General features: G+C 50.0%; 14 protein-coding genes. 5 read left to right on the forward strand and 9 right to left on the reverse strand.

The window, feature by feature from the left end; genetic code table 11:
- Nucleotides 1–7: 7 nt before the first annotated feature.
- A complete protein-coding gene (locus tag MKX63_RS26795) occupies nt 8–1,924 on the reverse strand; it encodes an AraC family transcriptional regulator (RefSeq protein WP_341021461.1) in 1,917 nt (638 codons plus the stop codon).
- Between the two features lie 225 nt (nt 1,925–2,149).
- Here MKX63_RS26795 and MKX63_RS26800 point away from each other — a divergent pair, with 225 nt between their 5' ends.
- Complete coding sequence (locus MKX63_RS26800; protein WP_341021463.1) at nt 2,150–3,433, forward strand: hypothetical protein; 1,284 nt, start codon at nt 2,150–2,152, stop codon at nt 3,431–3,433.
- Between the two features lie 81 nt (nt 3,434–3,514).
- Here the strand turns inward: MKX63_RS26800 and MKX63_RS26805 are convergent, their stop codons facing one another.
- The 4 genes from MKX63_RS26805 to MKX63_RS26820 all read right to left on the reverse strand — a co-directional run bounded on the left by MKX63_RS26805 (nt 3,515) and on the right by MKX63_RS26820 (nt 9,218).
- Nucleotides 3,515–5,575, reverse strand: a complete 2,061-nt coding sequence (locus tag MKX63_RS26805; RefSeq protein WP_341021465.1) for a methyl-accepting chemotaxis protein — start codon at nt 5,573–5,575, stop codon at nt 3,515–3,517.
- A gap of 153 nt (nt 5,576–5,728) precedes the next feature.
- Nucleotides 5,729–6,475, reverse strand: coding sequence for a (2Fe-2S)-binding protein (locus MKX63_RS26810; RefSeq protein ID WP_341021467.1), 747 nt, complete (start codon nt 6,473–6,475; stop codon nt 5,729–5,731).
- 13 nt (nt 6,476–6,488) lie between these two features.
- Nucleotides 6,489–7,451, reverse strand: coding sequence for an ABC transporter substrate-binding protein (locus MKX63_RS26815; protein ID WP_341021468.1), 963 nt, complete (start codon nt 7,449–7,451; stop codon nt 6,489–6,491).
- Between the two features lie 120 nt (nt 7,452–7,571).
- A complete protein-coding gene (locus MKX63_RS26820) occupies nt 7,572–9,218 on the reverse strand; it encodes a helix-turn-helix domain-containing protein (protein WP_341021470.1) in 1,647 nt (548 codons plus the stop codon).
- 164 nt (nt 9,219–9,382) lie between these two features.
- Here MKX63_RS26820 and MKX63_RS26825 point away from each other — a divergent pair, with 164 nt between their 5' ends.
- On the forward strand, nt 9,383–11,260 hold the full coding sequence (locus MKX63_RS26825) for an ABC transporter substrate-binding protein (RefSeq protein WP_341021472.1): 1,878 nt from the start codon (nt 9,383–9,385) through the stop codon (nt 11,258–11,260).
- A 53-nt stretch (nt 11,261–11,313) separates the two neighbouring features.
- Here the strand turns inward: MKX63_RS26825 and MKX63_RS26830 are convergent, their stop codons facing one another.
- Nucleotides 11,314–12,162 carry a DUF3658 domain-containing protein gene (locus MKX63_RS26830; protein ID WP_341021474.1) on the reverse strand — a complete coding sequence of 283 codons (849 nt, stop codon included), beginning with the start codon at nt 12,160–12,162 and terminating at the stop codon, nt 11,314–11,316.
- A 62-nt stretch (nt 12,163–12,224) separates the two neighbouring features.
- Nucleotides 12,225–13,328: a hypothetical protein gene (locus MKX63_RS26835; RefSeq protein WP_341021475.1), complete on the reverse strand. Its 1,104-nt coding sequence runs from the start codon at nt 13,326–13,328 to the stop codon at nt 12,225–12,227.
- A gap of 460 nt (nt 13,329–13,788) precedes the next feature.
- On the opposite strand from MKX63_RS26835, the gene MKX63_RS26840 reads away from it, so the two are divergent.
- Nucleotides 13,789–14,748, forward strand: coding sequence for a hypothetical protein (locus MKX63_RS26840; protein WP_341021477.1), 960 nt, complete (start codon nt 13,789–13,791; stop codon nt 14,746–14,748).
- A 136-nt stretch (nt 14,749–14,884) separates the two neighbouring features.
- On the opposite strand, the gene MKX63_RS26845 is transcribed toward MKX63_RS26840, so the two are convergent.
- Entirely contained in the window at nt 14,885–15,331 is a 447-nt protein-coding gene (locus MKX63_RS26845; protein WP_341021479.1) for an OsmC family protein, read from the reverse strand.
- 312 nt (nt 15,332–15,643) lie between these two features.
- Between MKX63_RS26845 and MKX63_RS26850 the strand changes: the two genes are divergently transcribed.
- Nucleotides 15,644–16,486: an MFS transporter gene (locus MKX63_RS26850; RefSeq protein ID WP_341023297.1), complete on the forward strand. Its 843-nt coding sequence runs from the start codon at nt 15,644–15,646 to the stop codon at nt 16,484–16,486.
- 260 nt (nt 16,487–16,746) lie between these two features.
- Here the strand turns inward: MKX63_RS26850 and MKX63_RS26855 are convergent, their stop codons facing one another.
- The gene (locus MKX63_RS26855; RefSeq protein ID WP_341021481.1) at nt 16,747–17,643 is read right to left on the reverse strand and encodes a sulfurtransferase; all 897 of its coding nucleotides are present in this window, start codon (nt 17,641–17,643) and stop codon (nt 16,747–16,749) included.
- 156 nt (nt 17,644–17,799) lie between these two features.
- On the opposite strand from MKX63_RS26855, the gene MKX63_RS26860 reads away from it, so the two are divergent.
- Nucleotides 17,800–18,747: a phosphotransferase gene (locus tag MKX63_RS26860; protein ID WP_341021484.1), complete on the forward strand. Its 948-nt coding sequence runs from the start codon at nt 17,800–17,802 to the stop codon at nt 18,745–18,747.
- Nucleotides 18,748–18,892 lie beyond the last annotated feature (145 nt).

Raw genomic sequence — 18,892 nt, forward strand, 5'->3', positions numbered from 1 at the left:
GCAGAATCTATTTCATTCCCAGCAAGCTGTCTACCACAAATTGGAGCTGGGCATCCAGGGAGATCGGGTCGCTGAACACGAAGCCGCGGCTATTCTCGCGGTAGACATGATTATTCTTAACAGCGGGGAGGCTGTCCCAGATGTTGCCCTCGAAGATCCATGCGGCATTCTCTTCACTTGTCCATCCGCTGATAAAAATATAATCCCCGGCATATTGCGGCAATAGCTCAAGGGATAGCTTGGCCCAGCCCTGGCCACTGTCAATAGCTTCCTTCTGAATAATCGGCGGTGCATTCAGTCCGAACTCGCCATAGATAATGTCGCCGCCCCGCCCAAAGCTGCCGTAAGCATAGAACTCCTTGGCACTTCCTGCATCAAAAATCGATACCGTGCGCTCACCTACAGCCTGCTTCACAAGTGGTTTGTATTTGGCGATTTGGGCATCCCACGCTTCAATCCAGGCTTTGGCTTGCTTTTCCCGGCCGGTCATTGTCCCGAATTCCATTAATTGCTCCCGGAAAGGAACTCCGTATTCTACAGCGACGGTCGGCGCAATCCGGGACAGCTTCTCGATTGCAGCCGGATCATTCCACACCACAATTAAATCAGGCTGCAGCTCAACAATCTGCTCGTAAGGGATGTCATTGCCTAGATTGACAACATTGTCCAGTTTACCTTCTGTGTAGCTGTTAAAAGACTCATCCCCGGTTGCAATCGGCTTTAATCCCAGTGCCAGCAGATGGCCGGTGAAGGCTCCTGCGACCATTACGATTTTTTGCGGATTCTTGGGGATTTGTATTTCACCGTTCACTGCTTTGAAGGTGATAGTCTCGGCACTGACATTTGTCTTCCCGGTCTCGGCATTGCCGGTATTGCTGCCGGTGCTTAAAGTTGTGCCAGCTCCAGTATTATTGCTTGCTCCGCCATTCGAATTCGCTGGTCTTGCGCAGGCGCTTAGCAGGAGTGCCAGGCACAGTAATACAGTCACTCCTACAGGTAATTTGCTCTTGTACATCGGTAAATCTCCTTTTCCACTGTATTGATAATGATTATCATCTCTCTTACCAATATAGTAACGAAGCCTGCGCGGAGCAATGGACGATTGAAGCCTTATAATAGGACGATAGGAACTGTTCACCTGGCGCAGCGAAGCATTTCTGAACTCACCGGGGGTAACGCCGGCCGTTTTTTTGAACAACCTGATGAAATAGGATACATCGGTGTACCCGATGCTGCGTGCAATTTCCTGCATAGACAAGTCGGTCTGTTGCAGCAAGTCTCCCGCCTGATTGATTCGGATGCGGATCAAGTAATCAATGATGCTTGTCCCGGTCACGCGCCGGAAATGCTTGGACAGGTAAGGTACACTGTAGTTGAAAACACGTGCCAGCGAATCCCGCGTGACCGGTTCGGCATAATGCTGCTCTATGTAATGGATGATCTGGGAGATCAGATCCGGCCTTACGGGGCTGACCTGCTGCTCATCCATCTGTTGAAGCAGCTCGTAGACAAACTGGTAGAACAAAGTTTTGGCATGCAGCTGTTCCAGCCGTTCCTGCACAAGCCATTCGTCCAGCATCCGTTCAGCCAACTGATAGAGAATTGCCGGATGGAGCGGAATGAATCCGTACTGCAAGGAGAAGGGGAGCGCTGGCTCCGTCCGCCCCGGTGAATATCGCCTCCCGGACAGCGGCAGGCTGGCTTTATAGAGAATAAGATAGTACTCAAAAGAATGGTCAGTAAGACGGATATCGAGATAAGCGCCCTTGCCCCCATGAAGCAGATAGTAAGGCTTGGCAGCATGCTCTGCACCGTCTAAGGTGACAGATGCATGACCTTGTGTAACGTAAAAATAGGCGCTGGAGGGAAGCAGATACGGTCTGACGTTATCACCGGTCTGCAGTTGTATATGTCTGATATCCATAATTTGAAATATTGCATGATTCCAGATCAGGATGTGCTCCTGTATATTTATAGTCTCGTCCAATGAAGATTCCCTTCTTTCCACAGTCTGCTGATTTTAGCCTTACAGGTATTACAGCTACGCCTGTTAGAAGGCAATCCATTTATTAACCTGTCCATATTGTCAGCGTGATCCTATAATAGATCAGACTGGAACATTAATACATAGCAAAAGAGGGATAATAGTATGTTACCAAAACGATTCAAGTTTCTCACCACGGCATTTGCGCTGGCATTGGCTGCACAGGTGTTGTTGCCCGGGCGTACATCCGCTGCCGGGAAGGTCATTGAACAGTTGCCTGCGCCGGAATGGAGCTATACGCTGCCGGATGGACTTAGTTTCTGGGGCACTATAGACACCCAGCAGAGCATGAAGCGGATGTTCATTCCTCTAGTCAAGACCGTAACCGTATCCCCTTCCAAGAAGAAGTCTTCGGGCATGTTGTACGCATCCGTTGACCGCATTAACGGTTCGGCCAACTGGGTATCTGATTATTCGGACATGGCTAACGACCAGCCGTTTACTGCTCATGGTTTTCATTCTGCCAGTAACGGTTACTCCTACTTCTACAAAATGAAAGGCGGCATCCCCTACGATCTCACCGCTGTCGATCCGAACGGCAAACGGAAGTGGACCAAAACAATAACCGATTCTTACACGCCGGTATTTCTGGATAACGGAAATGTTAGTATCCGGTCCGGACTAAGTGCCAACAGAAAAACTATTGCTTTTACTGAATATAATCAGGAAGGGAAGCAGGTAAGCGGGCTGAAGCTGACCGGCAAATGGACCACAGGGATACTTGAGTTACTCCCGAACGGGTACGTTATGCATCAGTTGATAGATAAACAAGACCATATTTATAGTATCAGCGTATACCGCAGTCTGACTGCACTGACAACACCGCTGGCTACCTACACTGTTCCCAAAACGGTGAAAGACTCCTATTTCCAGGTGCATCCGCTTCGCGGCGGGTCGTTCCTGATTCAGATGAGCAGTAAGGATGCCCGGCTGTTACTCGGCTATGACGCAAGCGGCGCCAAGAAGTGGGTGCGTCCTCTGAACAAGGCGGACCGGATTGATACGACAGGCAATAACTATCTGATCAAGAGCGACAACATCTACAAATTGTACAGCAAAGACAATCAGTTGCTTGGTAAGCAGCAGATCGGTGAAGCCGGGGACCGCGAATGGTACAGCAGGATAACGCCATCGGGTGAGATTACAGTCGAGAAGCAGTACCAATGGCAGGAGCGTCCGGCTGTGATTGATCCTGAGACCTTTGAGGGAGATATAGCTAAGGAAGATTTCTATGTGCTGGACCCGGCAAACCTGCAGATTAAATATCATCTCTCCACAAGCTGGCACGACTACGAAACCGGGCATAATTACATTTATGCGGGAGGCGGGGAGCTGTATATTACAAAGAGCTATGCGCCTAAGACCATAAGCAAATATATGTTAAAATAGCACCGAACCGAGCATATGCCTCCGAATGATAAAAACAACGCCAAGCGGGACATCCACTTGGCGTTGTTTTGGCATATTCCGCTATTCCAGCTTGAACTGCCGCAGCTCCTCCTCCAGCTTCTTAGAGATTTCGCTCAGCTCTCTGGACAGTTCAGCTACCTGCTCAATACTGCCGAGCTGCTCCTGTGTATTGGCACTGACCTCTTCAGTGGAGGCAGAATTCTCCTCAGTCGTCGAAGAGATGACCTCGATTGCCTGCAGAATCTCATCCTTATGCTTGTGGACAATCGAAGTGTTATTGCTGATCTGCAGCATCCTGATCTTCAGCTCCTCCAGGTCACTGTTCAGGCTGAAGAAGAGCTGCTTCGCATCCTCTACGGATTTGGCGTTCTCTTCTGCAATCGTAAGGTTCAGCGTAGTGTGTTCTACGGATAGACTTGTTTTTTCCTCAATGGCGCTGACCTTCTTGTATATTTCCTCGGTAGCCCGGGCTGTCTGCTCGGCAAGCTTACGCACCTCACCGGCCACCACGGCAAAGCCCCGGCCGTGTTCACCTGCGCGGGCAGCTTCAATGGAAGCATTAAGGGCGAGCAAATTGGTCTGGGTGGCAATTTGATTCACTGTGCCTACGATTCCTGAAATCTCATGACGGCTCAGATCAATATCCTCAATGAGCGACGACATTGCCTGTGTGGATGCGTGATTGTCTTCGGCGGCTTTGGAGAGCTGCTCGACCAAATCCAGACCCGAACTGCTGAGCTGGGCTGAGTTCTGCACCATGGTGCCTACAGCCTGAGCGTCACTGGTGATTTCGTCTATTTGATCTGATAATGCACCCGTTTTGTGGAGGATGCTCTCGGATTCAGCAGACTGGTAGTTGGTTGCATTCGCAATTTCATTGATGGCCGTGGCCGTTTCGTTCATGGTTATCGCGGTTTTGGTTGAGACAGCTTGCAGGTTGTGAGAAGACTGAGTAAGCACCTGAGTCGTATTATGGATCACCTGAATCATGCCTTGAATTTTCTGAACCATGCCCGCGATGCCATGAGCAATCTGCCCGATCTCGTTGCGGGAGGCGTCACTAAGCTGAACGGTTAGGTCGCCGTCTGCAATCTGTTTGATAGCGGCCAGCAGCTTGGGAATAGAACGTAAGAGGTAACGCAGCATGAGATAACAGATGACCAGCAGCAGAAGCGCGGCCACGGCAAAACCGGTAATGGTAATCCGGGTGAAGGACGTTAGCTCGCTAAGCGCCTCATTCCGGGTAATGGTTAAGCCTACAGACCATCCGGTATCCTTACTGGTGGCATAACCGATATAACGGGGGTCACCATTATCATCGATGAGCGATACGGCGGATTCGCCGTTAATCATTTTTTTGCCGATGGCCCCGAGATCGCCCGGACTGTCTGTAATTTTCTCCTTCAGCACTTTAGCCTTATCCGGGTGGTAGAGAATATCGCCTGAGCGTGTAGCCAGAATGGAGAAGCCGGTGCTTCCCAAGGAATAGCTCTGCATAATCTCCGGGATGTCATCGAAGGCAATATCTGCGGCAATGAAGCCGATCATTTGGCTGCTGTCATTCAGAATCGGATAGAAAATGCCCATCAGCATTTTGCCATTATTGACATCGGCGTAAGGCTCAGAATAATAGAGACCCTTGGATTCAGATACGGGCTTGAAGTAGGGGCGGGCGCGGATATCGAAGTCTGATTTAGAGGCCAGACCGTCATTTTGGAGGAAATATCCCTTACCGGATAACCCGGCCACCCAGGCATCGGCGAAGGAGGGCTCTGACTTTACAATGTCCGCCAGTGTAGCAAGTGCTTCTGCGGCGTAAGGGGAGGTGGTGATTTGATCTGGTGTAGTGCTCTCAATATATTTTTGGAAAATCGAGTTGGTGGACATTTGTTTGACCAGTGAGCCCTTCTCTTTAAACAGAGCATCGAACTGGCTGACAATTCCCTGCGTCTTGGTCATCAGCATCGATTCTTGCTGGCTGACCAGAATGCTGCGGGTGCTGGAATAGAAGAAGGTACCCAGAATCGAGAAGACGACAAGAATAATGACTAGCAGTACAATGGCCAATGTGTTGGCAATGCTGGTGGAACGGACTGGCCGTTTTTGAATTAGCTGTGACATAGGTCATCTCCCGGATATGTATTAGAGCAAAAGCTCTTAAATAATATGTCGGAATATGGCGGATATTCTTGTAGAGTGAAGTATGTTATTTTACAGAAAAAACCGGCTGGGAAAAGGTACCAAGCCGATAAATAGTCTATTAGGCTGTGCTGATTAACGGATAGGACATCCCCCGCAATAGCCATGATCCGCTCTGAGCTTATAGGCCAGGCAGCAGGTAGCTTTCACAGATATCGTATCATGCGGAGGATCGGGGTCCGTACGGAACTTGGGGGTGATACGGAACGGATTGCTGCGAAGTCCGAATACCTCGGGTGTCAGCTCCCACATGGCAGCATGGAATTGTCCGTGGATCAGGTTGCGGCGGCACTCACTGAGAGCGTCATGAGCATCCTCTTCGATAAAAGTATACAACTGATTATAGACATGCCTCCACAGCATCACCTCTTTGGTCTGCGAAGCTTCGGCAAGCGCCGTAACAATGGGTCTGACCTCGTTCGTGTAGAACAACTCCAGTTCGTCTATGAGCTCCTTTCTATTCCCGTTCTGGTCATGGATACTCTCCCGGTAATTATGGATAGGGAAGGCGAATTCGGGATACCCCTCCGTGCGGATGAGCTGGACAGACAGGTTATTCAGCCGCAAGGCATGAGCCAGCGGGTCTGCGGCTGTGAGCAGTGCGTATTTGGCTCCGCAGATCCCGGCAACCCATGTGCAGAAGATGGCTGCAGCGATACGCTTATCCTCTGTCCCAAGCATGGAAGCATAAGTGGTAAGCAGATATTCAGCTTGTGCAGGGCTGCATAATTCGGTCAGCGGTACAGTAGCCACTGCATTCTCAACAGCATTGGGGCAGATGTAGTAACGTTCAACCCCTTGGAGTCTGCCAGCGTCGCCCATCTGAAGTCCCCCTTTATTTGGAGTTGCCTTCAAAGGCCTGAAGCACCGCATCCACCGCATAACGGTTAGCCAGAGGAGACATCCCCAGATTGAACCAGTCCTTGCCGGCCATGGTGTAGACCTGGTTCTTTTTGACCGCCGTCATGTTCTTCCATAATGGACTCTTCAGCAGATCCTCATAGGTTTTCTTCACTCCGGCGTCGTCCTCGTTATTCAACTGAAGGAAGATGTGATCAGGATTATACTCCGGCAGCTTCTCGAGCGAGATGGATAAGGAAGGATCTTTAGCCGGGAAATTCGGAATCATCTCCAGCCCAAGCGTAGTATGAAGGAATTTCCCGCGGTCAATCTGATCTCCGTAAAGCACGAAGCTGCCCGGCATCACCATCATGTACATCACCGTTTCATTACCCACCAGGTCATCCAGCTTCTGCTTGGCTTCTGCTTCCTGATCCTCCAGATCCTTGATTACCTTCTCTGCAAGCTCCGTCTTGCCGAGCACTCCGGCGATATCCTTCAGCTCATCGCGCCAGTCATCGCGCTGCGGCAGCAGAACCGTCGGAGCGATCCCCGACAACTGGTCGTAATCCTTAGCCGACCACCATGTAGGAGCGAGGATCAGATCGGGATTGGCAGAGAGGATCATTTCGAAATTCGGGGTCTGGGCAATGCCCATCTTCAGCGTATCCTTGAACGGCTCCTGCAGATAGGTCGGGAACTCCTCCTGGTAGTTCTGCACAGCAACGGGAGTAACGCCTAAGGCCTGCAGGAATTCCGGGTAGACCACAGATAATCCAATCACTCTGGCCGGGTGGGCGGGGATTGTAATCTCGCCTTTCTCACTATTGACCACCTTGAAATCTTCTTTGGCGTCTGCGGCCACCTTGGCCTGTCCACTGTTGCTGGAGCAAGCCGTCATTAGCAGTGTCAATACTATCGCCATGCAGAACACCATTTTTTGTCTCATCTGTCGCATATCTTCAATAACCTCCTGAGTTTCAATACCTGTCATCCCACCTGAGAGTGAGAATCAATATCACTGTTAGGAGTATAAAACAATCCGCGCGATTCGACTATTGACTATCACGCCAATATTTCATGTCCGATTACGCCAAAGTGTCAAGGCGGAGTCAAGAACCAGCTCCTGGGTGAACGAGTTATACTCCGTCCAGGGATAGGGAGGGAGGTGCGCGACACGTGACAATCCTGCGGGATCGGGGGGCAGCAAGGACTCTCTGTCCCGGAACGCAGACCAGGCTGCCTGCGAAGCTGCATCCTCATCCACGATGAACAGCAGCTTGTCCGCATCTGATGACCATAGCTCCTCCGGGGTTAATGTCTGATTGCTCAGCCTAAGGTCCACAACGGAGGCCGGGATAAAATGCAGATCATCGTAGAATACCTCAGCTAAGCTTCGGGTAGACAACACGGTGATGGCCTGCCCGGATATGCGGGCAAGGAGCAGCTTGCCCATGGCGGGTCCTTGAGCTAATTTTGCCCGGATGCTCTTGGCCTTACGCTTATAGTTCCTGAGCCAGGATGCTGCTTCCGGCGCCCTGCCCACGCATTCTCCAATGAATTGTAATTGCGTGCGCCAATCCTTCTGGAGCGGAGATACCAGGAACGCGGGGGCAATTGCCTGAAGCTGCGGCAGCATCCTCCGGCTTACCGCCGGCTCCAGTCCGAGGATATAATCAGCTCGAAGAACGGTAAGCTGCTGCAACTGGAGAGATTCCTCCCTGGCAAGCGGCAGCACCGCATCCGTCTCATATTTACGCCGGTAATATTCAGCCCAGGGATGGTCCGCAGGAGCCGCGCACGGAATAATATTCAGACTAAGCAGCGCTCCGATAAGGCTGCCGTGGCAAACTGCGATTTTGAGCTTGGCATTGCGCATGAAGGTGGCCGGCGCGACTCCGGTAATCTGCTTGAATTTGCGCCGGAAATAAGGAACATCCTTGTAACCGACGTAAGCTGCAATATCCTTCAGCTCATAATTCGTCTGCGGCAGCATCAGCCTCCTGGCTTGTCTGATCCTGTATTCGGTCAGGTACTCAATCGCGCTGAGACCATAGGTTTGCTTGAACAGGCGGATGAAGTGCCTAATGCTGGTGCCTGCTTCAGCAGCGAGCAGACTTATGGATAAGTCTTCACGGTAGTGTTGCTCGATATAGAGCATGGCCCGCTCCATGGAAGTTCCCGTATCGGTGGGTTGCATTTGACGGGCACTGCTTAGCAGACTGTACAGCAGTTCATAGAACCGGCTCTGGGCAAGCAGGCGCTGCAAAGGGTTGAGGCTTCCCATGTATCCGGTGATGGACTCACAAAGTTTGCTGTATGTAATCGTTGACTGAATGGGTATGGCTCCTTCTACAGGGAAGGGGAGATGAGTCTCCGCCGGGCGGGACGGTTGCTGTTCCTCCAGCATACTATGTTGGCTATACACATCGAACCGCAGAATGTATACACTCTGTTCGCCTGTACCCGTAAGTAGGGCCTCGATCAATTGCCCCGGCTGACAGACGAACACAGATCCCGCCTTGAGCTCGCAGTATTTGCCGTCTACCGTGATGGAGCCTTGGCCCATAATGGGAATCAGCAGCATATACGATTCCAGAAATTGCAGCCGTAACGGCCACTCTCCCCCTGAACGGCTGCCATGTGTGATACTCCGAAGCCTGAACCACATCTGATCTAGCTCTCCAAAGGCTTCCGAAGGCGGGAGGCTATCTTTATCATTCATTCGTTGCACCGCCTTTCTGCTATGTGCAGCTTAATTTCATGGAATTTATTATATCTCACTTGGCAGACAGATCCTATTTGCAGAGCTACAGTGTTGTAACTGATAATGGTTATCAATTATAATAATAGAAATTTACAGTGGACGGCAGCCAGGGGGAAGTACTTGTGAGATTCGAGATGACAGAGAGCATTCGGGCATGGAACCATGTACCGGTTAGAATCATGGATATCCGTCATGTGATCATGAGGCCGGGAGAGCAGCAGCGGTATGTTTTTCCGTCAAGCAGCTTTGTATTCACGAATCAGGGAGAGGCTGAGGTTCGGCTCAATGGGGCCGGGCGCACTTCGGGTTATGCGCATGTTATTCATGGCGGGAAGGGGACCCTTCTTGAAATTTCGTGTCTGGAGCGAACATTTGATTATTACCTCATTCTATACAAACCGTGGATGGGCAGCTCCTTCACAGAAGCGGTCGTGGACAAGCCTAACCCTTTTCAGCGGAAATATGCCTTCCCCGGGAGTGACCCATGGGTGATTCTGTCCCTGCTGAAGCGTATGCATCAGTTATGGAGGAGCGGCGGGGAGCTGGAACGGGTGCAGGTGCTGGGACTGTTCTACCAGTTTGTATCTGAGCAATTCCGTCAGCTTGAGCTGGCGGGGGAGCAGGAGCCGGAGACAGATCTGGCGGAGCAGATCGCCCGTTATATCGGGGAATTCTATCACCAGCCCCTGTCCATGAGCGAAATGGCGGAGTTGTTTCATTATAGTACACATCACTTAGTGAGGGTATTCAAACGCAAGTATCAGTGCAGTCCGATGGAGTACGTGAGCCGTACCCGGATGCAGCACGCCAGAAGCCTGCTGGCCGGGACAGATGCACCGATACGCGATGTGGCTGAACGTGTGGGGTATACGGATTTTTATTATTTTAGCAGATTGTTCAAAAAGGTGTTCAGAGAGACTCCGGCACAGTTCAAAATGCACGCCCCGCTCCTGAAAGGTTCAAATCCTACCAAAGAGATGCTGGAATCGTTCATTGCTCCCCGTAAGGAAGCACGCTATATTGATATCGATGATAATCATTATCAATACAGAAGACGGAGTGTGAATGATTTGAAAGTTAGCCATAAGCCCATGTTTGCGATATCCCTCTTGATCAGCTTATCTGTGATGCTTGCAGGCTGCGGGGGCGGAGATATGAAGGCTGCTGAAGACAAGCCCAATAAGGTATTTACTGATGGCTTCGGCAGAAAGGTGGAGATTCCGGCGGAGCCCGCGCAGGTAGTGGCGCTCGCATACGGCGGGTATATGCTTCCGCTTGGCCTGAAGCCGGCAGGTGTCAACCAGGAGACACTCGATCAATACAAGGAAGAGATGGCGGATGTGGAGAATGTCGGAGCAGGCGTAGGCAGTGTGGAAGCGATCTCCGCATTGATGCCCGATCTGATAATCATACCGGATTATCTGGGGCAGGATGTCATTGAGACCTATGAGAAGATCGCTCCGACCATAGCAGTAGCCTGGGGCGGTGACCCGGATGTGGTGAACACCTTACGGACCATGGGCGAGATTATGGACAAGCATGATGAGGCAGAGAAATGGATTGCATCGTTCGATAAGAAGCTGCAAGGAATCCGGGATACCATCAATGTGAAGCTTGATGAAGGTACTACCGCCATCTCCTTCGTTATCCATAAAGGGGAAGTGCTGCTTGGAGGCGAGGGTGGTACCTTAGGCAAGCTGATCTATCAGGATTTCGGCTTTATCATGCCTGAGCAATTCAAGCAGTATGCTGACGGGGGAACGGTGCTGTCGATGGAGATGCTGGTGGACAAGCCGGCGGATTACTTTTTCACGCAAATGACTGATGAAGAGCTGGCTGCCATGCACGAGCTGTTCAAGGAGCCTGTCTACCAGAGCATTCCTGCGGTGAAGAACAACCGGATCATCAATGTCTCGCGCGCGAACTGGAACAATGGGCCTTACACAGTGGATCGTGGTGTGGATGCGCTGATTGAGCAGGTATCGAAGCTGCAGGAGTAGGCGATATGATGGCATTACCTGAATAAGCAGCCGAAGACTTCGGCTGCTTATTCTCATGGTGCTATAGTATTCTTATGCGTGCCAAGTTTAACAGAGAACTGATGCAAGGCCCTTGGCAGTCCGCTAAACTCTAAAACTCCTTGGTTAACTAAACTCCATATCCTATTGGTAATAAATGAATACCCTACGAATTGGTGCGAAGTATCAAATATTTTAGTTACCACATTTGCTGCGTTGATAAAGCCATTCTCATCTTGTTCTTGCTCTAATTCAATGACGGATCTAATGATCATTTCGTCCAGTGCAGATTCCTCAGCGCCTTTTACAGAACGCTCCTTCCACAAACGGAGTACATGATTTTCACTTGAGAGCATTAGCCATTCTGATTCATACCGTCTTCTTTGACTAGGATCAAGAGCAACACCTTGGTAGTATTTTTTAACGATGATCTGAAAATGTTCTCTATCCATTAAGCTACTCCAATAAGGTTTGGATTCTTCTTTGTGATGATTACCTATAGTATTAAAGAGCTCTGTCACATTAACAACATTGACCGGCTGTTTCCGGCCTCTCAGCAAATGCAATGCGAAACGTAAGCCTGTTTGGTCATGTGCGTTATCCGCACACCAAATGACAATTTTACTTAGCGTTACTTTTAATGAACCTGCGTCAGAGAGACTGAAAACAAGATAAACATATTGTTGGAGTTCATCTATTTGCCGTTTATGGTTGTGAACCGCCTCAATATGATTTTGGACGAGATTAAGGAGTCCCTCTGCTAACTTTTTTTCTTCAATACTGCCGTTCGTTTGATAATGATCTGCTGTGTTTAATAAGTTGTAAAAGAAAAACCGCAGGTCATTTCCATCTAATTGATGTAGGCAATCGTAGATCTTCTCCATTGATTTCCTCCTCACAAGGAATATTCTACCAATCATTTTAAAGAAGCGGTGCTACTCATGCTCTACAAACAGCGCCACGCTTCAAGTCTTCCCTCACTGATATACAGGAATAGATCGGCTTGCCTATGATACAAGTCTGGTTGAACCGGTAATTCATGGATCTGCGGCTGCAGATCCGGCAGGCTCCAGCAATATAGGGGCAGGCCGGTTCCCCAGGCGAATAGTCTGCCGGAAGATGATGCGGCCAACTGTGCTTGTGCATGTATAAATACATCACTTGTACCAGAGCACATTGTATAAGCAGGCAGGTCTGTCAGAACAAGCTCTCTGCTCTTAGTGGCCGCATTGTAGATCAGAATGGCTGGACAAATTCCTTCTTCCTGCCAATCTTCTTCATCTACCATCTCCCTATCAATCTGCCCCCATACCGCCAGGCGTTCGTTATCCAGCCATACCATTGGCAGATCCCAATCGATCAGCGGGGTCCAAATCGCGTTCAGCTGCCCGCCTCGCCCCGTTGCCGGCTTGTTCTGAGCCCCATTCGAGAGATTCCATACCCGGGTGATGCCGGTCGGCGACCATACCCATCCTGTTTCCGCTATGTAGGTATGATCTGGAGAGACATGAAGCTGCCCGTGAAAATAGTCCAAATCGTCTTCCTGCAAATCGGAGCTTGCTTTGGTAAGGCTTATATCAGCAGCAACCGGCCCGGCCTCGGGCAGAACAACAGTAAGCTCCAGCCGGTTCCAATCCACACCGTGAATAAGAACCAATTCCTGTCCGTATTCAGCAAAAGCCAGCGGATAGGTGGATACGCTGAAATGATAGGTTCCCCGGCTTAGTTCCAGCAGGGTATGGCCGGTTCGCAGAGAGACCACGGCGGCATGACGCCCGAACCGGTTGCTCACGGCGGCTGCTTGTCCGCAGGGACTAATGACGAGCTGTACCGGATGCTCCGGATGAAAATCTGGCAAATGAAGATCCGCTAAAGCGAGGGTACGGCCGGATATGAGATCAATCTGCCATAGCTGCAAATGCTCGTTCAGAGCAATTAACTGAGTCTGTGAGTTCTCCCGGATTCTTGGCGGCAGCGGCAGTTCGCGGATCACAAGCAGCTTGCCGGGATCGGGTTGAAGCGGAGGATAGGTACAGCGCTGAAGCTCCATCGTCTAACTCCTTTACATACCATAGTTCACTGCATAGGCAGAGCCTGCCGCCCAGGTTCAGCAATTTGAGATGCCCTGGGCAGTAGGCTCCAAGCCTTAGGTTTCTGGTGCCGTAGCTACCGGATTTTCCTCATAACTAATCCAGTCACTCCATCTGTCGTGGAACGCAATAGTGCATTATACATAGTATAAAACGTTTACTGTATGACACATAGTCTTGTTGTTCATTTTGGAGGAGAGAAAACAGTAAACAATGTTGTTAACGTCATTATAAGAAATGACATTAGCACAGATGCCAGTTATATGAACTCTTCACCTATATTATCCCAGCACAAAGAGCCCGCGCAAATGCGGGCTCTTTACTTTTACTATTCTTTAATCTATCGTAGTAACACGCTTCAATTCACGGCAAACCTTTTTGGGACGGACTCCAGTATTAATTCACAAGCATCCTCGAGTGATGGATAATTTCAGTAATATTCTGATAGAAAAGGTGAAACTCGATATGAATCCATTTAATAGAAAAGTCAATGTTCCGTACGTCAAATTCCGTAAAGCCAACATCCTCCGAAACGACTCTACCCAGCATGACTGGCAGCACTGGGGCGGCTACCGTGATCAGATCCGGCAAGTTTTGGAACAAACTCTGGAGCATAACCGCTGCGGGCGCGGGCATATTTTATTACTCGGAGCCGGGAACGGAAACGATGTGCCCATCTCGTACATCGAGTCTATATTTGAACGGATCACGATCGTCGATATCGATGAAAAAGCATTGGACCGCTTTCTGGCCAAGTCGGCACACCCGGAAAAATACGAACGGGCAATCATTGATCTGACCGGCGTAGGAAGAGAAGTGTCTTCTCCGGATGACTTGAAAGAAAAGGTCGACGATTTGCTGCCAAAGGTGGACTTCTCGCCGCTGCATCCTCCTTTTGACGTGGTCATGAATTTATGCTTCACGACGCAGCTCATCTCCGCCTTTTTTTACAGGAAGAAAAATAGGGTTGTCCATACGCCAGAATACAGCGCTCAGCTGGATCAGTTGCTTGAGCGGATTCATATCAACATCTTTGAATCATTGCGGGGCCTCTTGGCATCGGACGGGGTGATTGTTCATTTAACCGATACCCTGCTGCTGCAGCACATGAAAACAACCGGCTATACCAGCCCGGCTACTTTTAAGACTCTGGAGCTGACGGGAGGGAATATCCGGGAAAACTTGGACTTGATTTATGAGCATCTGCCGGAGCTGGCAAAACAAGGCTTATGCCTGCCGGGAGCATTTGTCCACGTTCATCCGCAAATTATGCGGCTCTATAAAGTTGAATTAAGGTTTTCGTTGCTGTGGGAGTTCGTCCATGACGAATATGAAGACAGGAATTACTTTGTGAGCGCGCATGTGCTGACCAAACTGTAGTAGAAGGTAGCCGGACCGGTCTTAGGTAGAACTGACAAAGGGGAGTGGGGGCTGCTAACCCGGATCTATTGTAAGTTGTTAACAGGAAAGCCCCCAAACCCGCATCCGATGCGGCTTTCCGGTTCTTATCGGTCGCTTAGCTTTCGATGATAATGCTGTCCAGCTTGAGATTAACCGGATATGCGAGGGTATCTCCAACTGGGCATTTGCTTTCCAGGAATCGTACAAATTCTTCAACCTGTTCTTTGGGCGAATCTGTTTTGATTCGGAATGTATACCGAATGTCAGAATAGCCCGGACGTACCTCCGACCTGTTGAAAAAGCCATCCAGGTCAAGATCGCCTTCTACATCCACGAAGAAATCCTTGAGGTTCACGCCGAATTTAGGCGCATACACTCTGGCCACGATAGACTGACATGCTCCCAGTGAGGCCAGCAAAGCTTCGACCGGATTCATTCCGGTATCGGTTCCGCCCAAGCTTTTGGGCTCGTCGATAATAAACTCAAAGCTTCGGGATGCTACTTTCACCTGGACTCCGTCTTGCAAATGCGCAGATGCTTTAAAAGTTTGGAGAGCGGCCATTTTATAAGTCTCCTTTTTTAGTTAAGTTTATAGTAAATTAAATCACACTAATCCGCTGTGATTATTTTAAATTTAACGGGCTATATTGTCAATACCTGTGGATGTGATCCAGCCTTTAAGAACAGATTGACAGGTGGAGTAACCATGAAGAGTAAGCCCGGTATCATCGTTTCATCATTGGTAATTGCGAATTTTCTTGGTCAGTTGATGCAAACCATGCTGAATACGGCGTTGCCGAGAATGATGCAGGATTAAGGGATTAATGAAGGGAAGGCACAATGGCTGATTACAATATATTATCTGATTGCAGGCATAACCGTGCCTATTGCCGGATTTTTGATCGGAAGATTCACTACGAGAGGGTTATTCTTTACTTCGGCAGGCGCCTTTGCCGCTGGAACCCTTCTTGCTGGAGGCTCTTCTAACTTCGCGTTCATCCTGATAGGACGAATGATTCAAGGGATCGGTGCTGGGTTATTAATGCCGCTGTTTCAGACCACGATTTTAAGAGTCTACCCTAAGGAAAAAATAGGTTCAGCAATGGGTTTAATAGGACTCGTTATGGGGCTCGCTCCGGCATTAGGCCCGACACTGTCGGGCTTAGTTGTTCAGGAGCACTCGTGGCGGATCCTCTTTTATGGAATCCTGCCCATTGGTATTGCCAATTTACTGTTAGCTGCTTTCTGTTTAAAGAATGTGGGGGAGAGCCATAAGGAAAAGCTGGACCTGAGATCCATTTTGTACTCAACAATAGGGTTTGCTAGTCTGTTATATGGTGTGAATCTGGCTGGAGAGCAGGGAGCCTCCCTTATAATGGCAGGGATGTTTACGTTAATTGGCATTTTGTTCACAACTCTATTCATTAGGCTGCAAATACAGTTGACGATCCCGCTGCTTGATTTCAACCTGTTCCGCAACCGTAGGTTTACAAGCGCTTCAATAATAGGAGTGCTGATGTTCATAGTCATGGTCGGTAGTGAGCTGCTGCTTCCGTTGTATGTACAGAATGTCAGGGGACTTACGCCAAGAGAGTCGGGTCTGATGCTGCTGCCGGGAGCACTGCTCATGGGACTGACTAGTGTATTTGCCGGCAGGTTATATGACCGCTATGGAATTCAGCTGATTCTCCGCGGTGGTTATATCCTCATAGTATGATTACCCATGCTTCTCCAATGACCATTTCGATCCGCTCGTTAGCCAGTTCCCTCGGAGGCGTTTTTCTGATTGCAATCATGACTCTATCGAGGAATAACACTTCATTAGCCGGTATGGAGAACATACTGCTTGGCTTTTACATGGCATTTTGGAGCTTGACTGTAATTGCCGCCGCAGGTTTAATCCTTTCTTTCAATTTAAAGGGACAAAAATCATAACTCCAGCACTAAAAGCCCGCGTCCAACGCGGGCTCTTAAACGTTACTCTTCCTCAGTGGCAATAGGATTTGCCGGAAAGGATATCCAGTCACTCCAGCTCCCCGCATACAGCCTCACATTCTTATACCCGGCTTTCTCCAGTGCCAGTATATTTGGACAGGCGGTAACGCCGGAGCCGCAGTAGACGATGATCTCCGCATCCTTGTCCAACCGGGCGAAATGCTCCTGAAGCTCCTCAGCGCTCTTGAAGCTGCCGTCTGTATTCTGCGTATCTTTCCAGAAAAAGTTGAGCGCGCCAGGAATATGGCCTGCCTTCTTGTCCAAGGTCTCGTTCAGCCCGCGATAGCGGTCATTCGCGCGGGAGTCGATCAGCACGGGAAGAGTAGGTACAGCATCCGCATCGTTGACGTCACTCCCAGACTCAGCGCCAGCATTATTAACTGTTTTCTCCGAAACCTCCCGCACCTCATCAACACCTGCCAGCATCTGCGGTTGAACATTTGCCACGAACGAGCTGGGTACGCGAATCGGCTGATGATCCGTTACCGGGTATTTGTCTGCTTTCCAGGCGCTGAAGCCGCCCTCCAGAATGAAGACCTGCTCATGACCGAGGTAGCGCAGCAGCCACCACAGCCGGGCGGCATTCATGCCGTTCTCATCATCGTAGGCCACAATACGTGAGTGGTTGCCGATGCCGAGCTTGGACAGCCGGGATGCCAGCACTTGCGTATCGGGAAGGGGATGTCGTCCGCCATGCCCGCCTACAGGAGCAGACAGGTCGTGCTCCAAATCGAGGTGGACTGCGCCTGGAATATGCTCTTTATTATAACGTTCTTTGCCCTCCTGAGGCTTGCCCAAGGTGAACCGGCAGTCTACGATGATTTGTTCCGGCTCATAGAGTCTGGCGAGAAGCCAGCGTTTGCTTACAGTAGAGTCCATAGGTAATACCATCCTTTGCTAGTGTTATATGGTGTCTATTATAGCGGATAATTCGTTGACCGTATAACGGTAGGGCTGGCTGATCATTTGACACGGTCCTGATCTGATTCTACAATGGCTGGATACATAACCTATTGTCGAAAGGGGCATAAGCCTATGGAGGCCATCGTGAGTCAGGTCTGGCCTGAATGGAAGGGAACATTACACAAACGGAGCGGGGGATGGAATAACACCACTTATTTCGTGGAGAGCGGGGAGCGCCGCGCGGTGCTGCGGATCTACGACACACATAAGGACAGAAACAAAATAGAATTCGAACATTCGGTTCTCCTGAAACTGGCCGGGGCCGGTCTGCCGTTCAGTACACCACTTCCGATCCGTACTGCCAGTGGAGAGACCTTGGTTCAACTCGAAGACAGCGGAAAATTCGCCTGCTTGTTCGCTTATATTGAAGGGGAGTCCCCGTCCGGACAAGCTTCAGATTACTATGAATCTTTTGGAGAAGCGTCAGGCATCTTGTCCGCTGCACTGGCTGAGATCGATACGGGCATCCCGTCCGTATACCGTCCATACTATGAGCTTCGGACCTCGTATCCGCTGTGCACCCGTGAAGCGCTGCATGGTCTGGTGACGGACCCGCCCGAGTCTCTGAAGGAGCTGCTCCCGGAGCTGACCCTATTGGTGGAGGCTTACGATAATGCGGCTGATTCGCTGGAACAACTTCAGAGCCTGCCGCATCAGCTGGTACACGGCGATCTGAATGCTTCCAACCTGCTGGTGGATGGAGCGGATACCGCCCGGGTAACGGCGCTGCTGGATTTTGAATTTTGCACAAGGGATGTACGGGTTATGGATGCGGCTGTAATCCTGTCGGCACTGCTTAGTCATGAGGACTCGGAGCGGATCATTCGTGATTTCTGGAGGGGGTATAATCGCCGGATCACGTTGACTCCCGAAGAACTGGCAGCTATTCCGGTGCTTATGCTCCTGCGTAAGATCGATGTATTCCTGCATTTTGTCACCCGCTACTGGGAAGGGACCGATGAGGTAAATGTCTTGCAGCAGCAGGTGAGGGAGCTCGCGGCAGAGGTAGCTGCGATGTAGGCGGGAAGCTAAGCGTCAAGGTGTTTATTTAGCGATAACCCGGTGTCTGCGGAAGGTAGCTGGAATAGTTTCCTTTTCTCCACTTACTAATGAATATACGTTGTTTTATGAATAAATAGTTGGAAAAACAACACCTAATTGAGCT

The organism is Paenibacillus sp. FSL R7-0179 (assembly GCF_038002265.1).
Classification (GTDB): Bacteria; Bacillota; Bacilli; order Paenibacillales; family Paenibacillaceae; genus Paenibacillus_AQ.

Bases quoted from the DNA above. Each gene is read 5' to 3' on its own strand.
- MKX63_RS26820 (WP_341021470.1), bottom strand. From the start codon at position 9,218: ATGAATGATAAAGATAGCCTCCCGCCTTCGGAAGCCTTTGGAGAGCTA.
- MKX63_RS26845 (WP_341021479.1), bottom strand. From the start codon at position 15,331: ATGGCCGCTCTCCAAACTTTTAAAGCATCTGCGCATTTGCAAGACGGA.
- MKX63_RS26855 (WP_341021481.1), bottom strand. From the start codon at position 17,643: ATGGACTCTACTGTAAGCAAACGCTGGCTTCTCGCCAGACTCTATGAG.
- MKX63_RS26805 (WP_341021465.1), bottom strand. From the start codon at position 5,575: ATGTCACAGCTAATTCAAAAACGGCCAGTCCGTTCCACCAGCATTGCC.
- MKX63_RS26860 (WP_341021484.1), top strand. From the start codon at position 17,800: ATGGAGGCCATCGTGAGTCAGGTCTGGCCTGAATGGAAGGGAACATTA.
- MKX63_RS26815 (WP_341021468.1), bottom strand. From the start codon at position 7,451: ATGCGACAGATGAGACAAAAAATGGTGTTCTGCATGGCGATAGTATTG.
- MKX63_RS26795 (WP_341021461.1), bottom strand. From the start codon at position 1,924: ATGGATATCAGACATATACAACTGCAGACCGGTGATAACGTCAGACCG.
- MKX63_RS26840 (WP_341021477.1), top strand. From the start codon at position 13,789: ATGGATAATTTCAGTAATATTCTGATAGAAAAGGTGAAACTCGATATG.
- MKX63_RS26810 (WP_341021467.1), bottom strand. From the start codon at position 6,475: ATGGGCGACGCTGGCAGACTCCAAGGGGTTGAACGTTACTACATCTGC.
- MKX63_RS26835 (WP_341021475.1), bottom strand. From the start codon at position 13,328: ATGGAGCTTCAGCGCTGTACCTATCCTCCGCTTCAACCCGATCCCGGC.
- MKX63_RS26830 (WP_341021474.1), bottom strand. From the start codon at position 12,162: ATGGAGAAGATCTACGATTGCCTACATCAATTAGATGGAAATGACCTG.
- MKX63_RS26800 (WP_341021463.1), top strand. From the start codon at position 2,150: ATGTTACCAAAACGATTCAAGTTTCTCACCACGGCATTTGCGCTGGCA.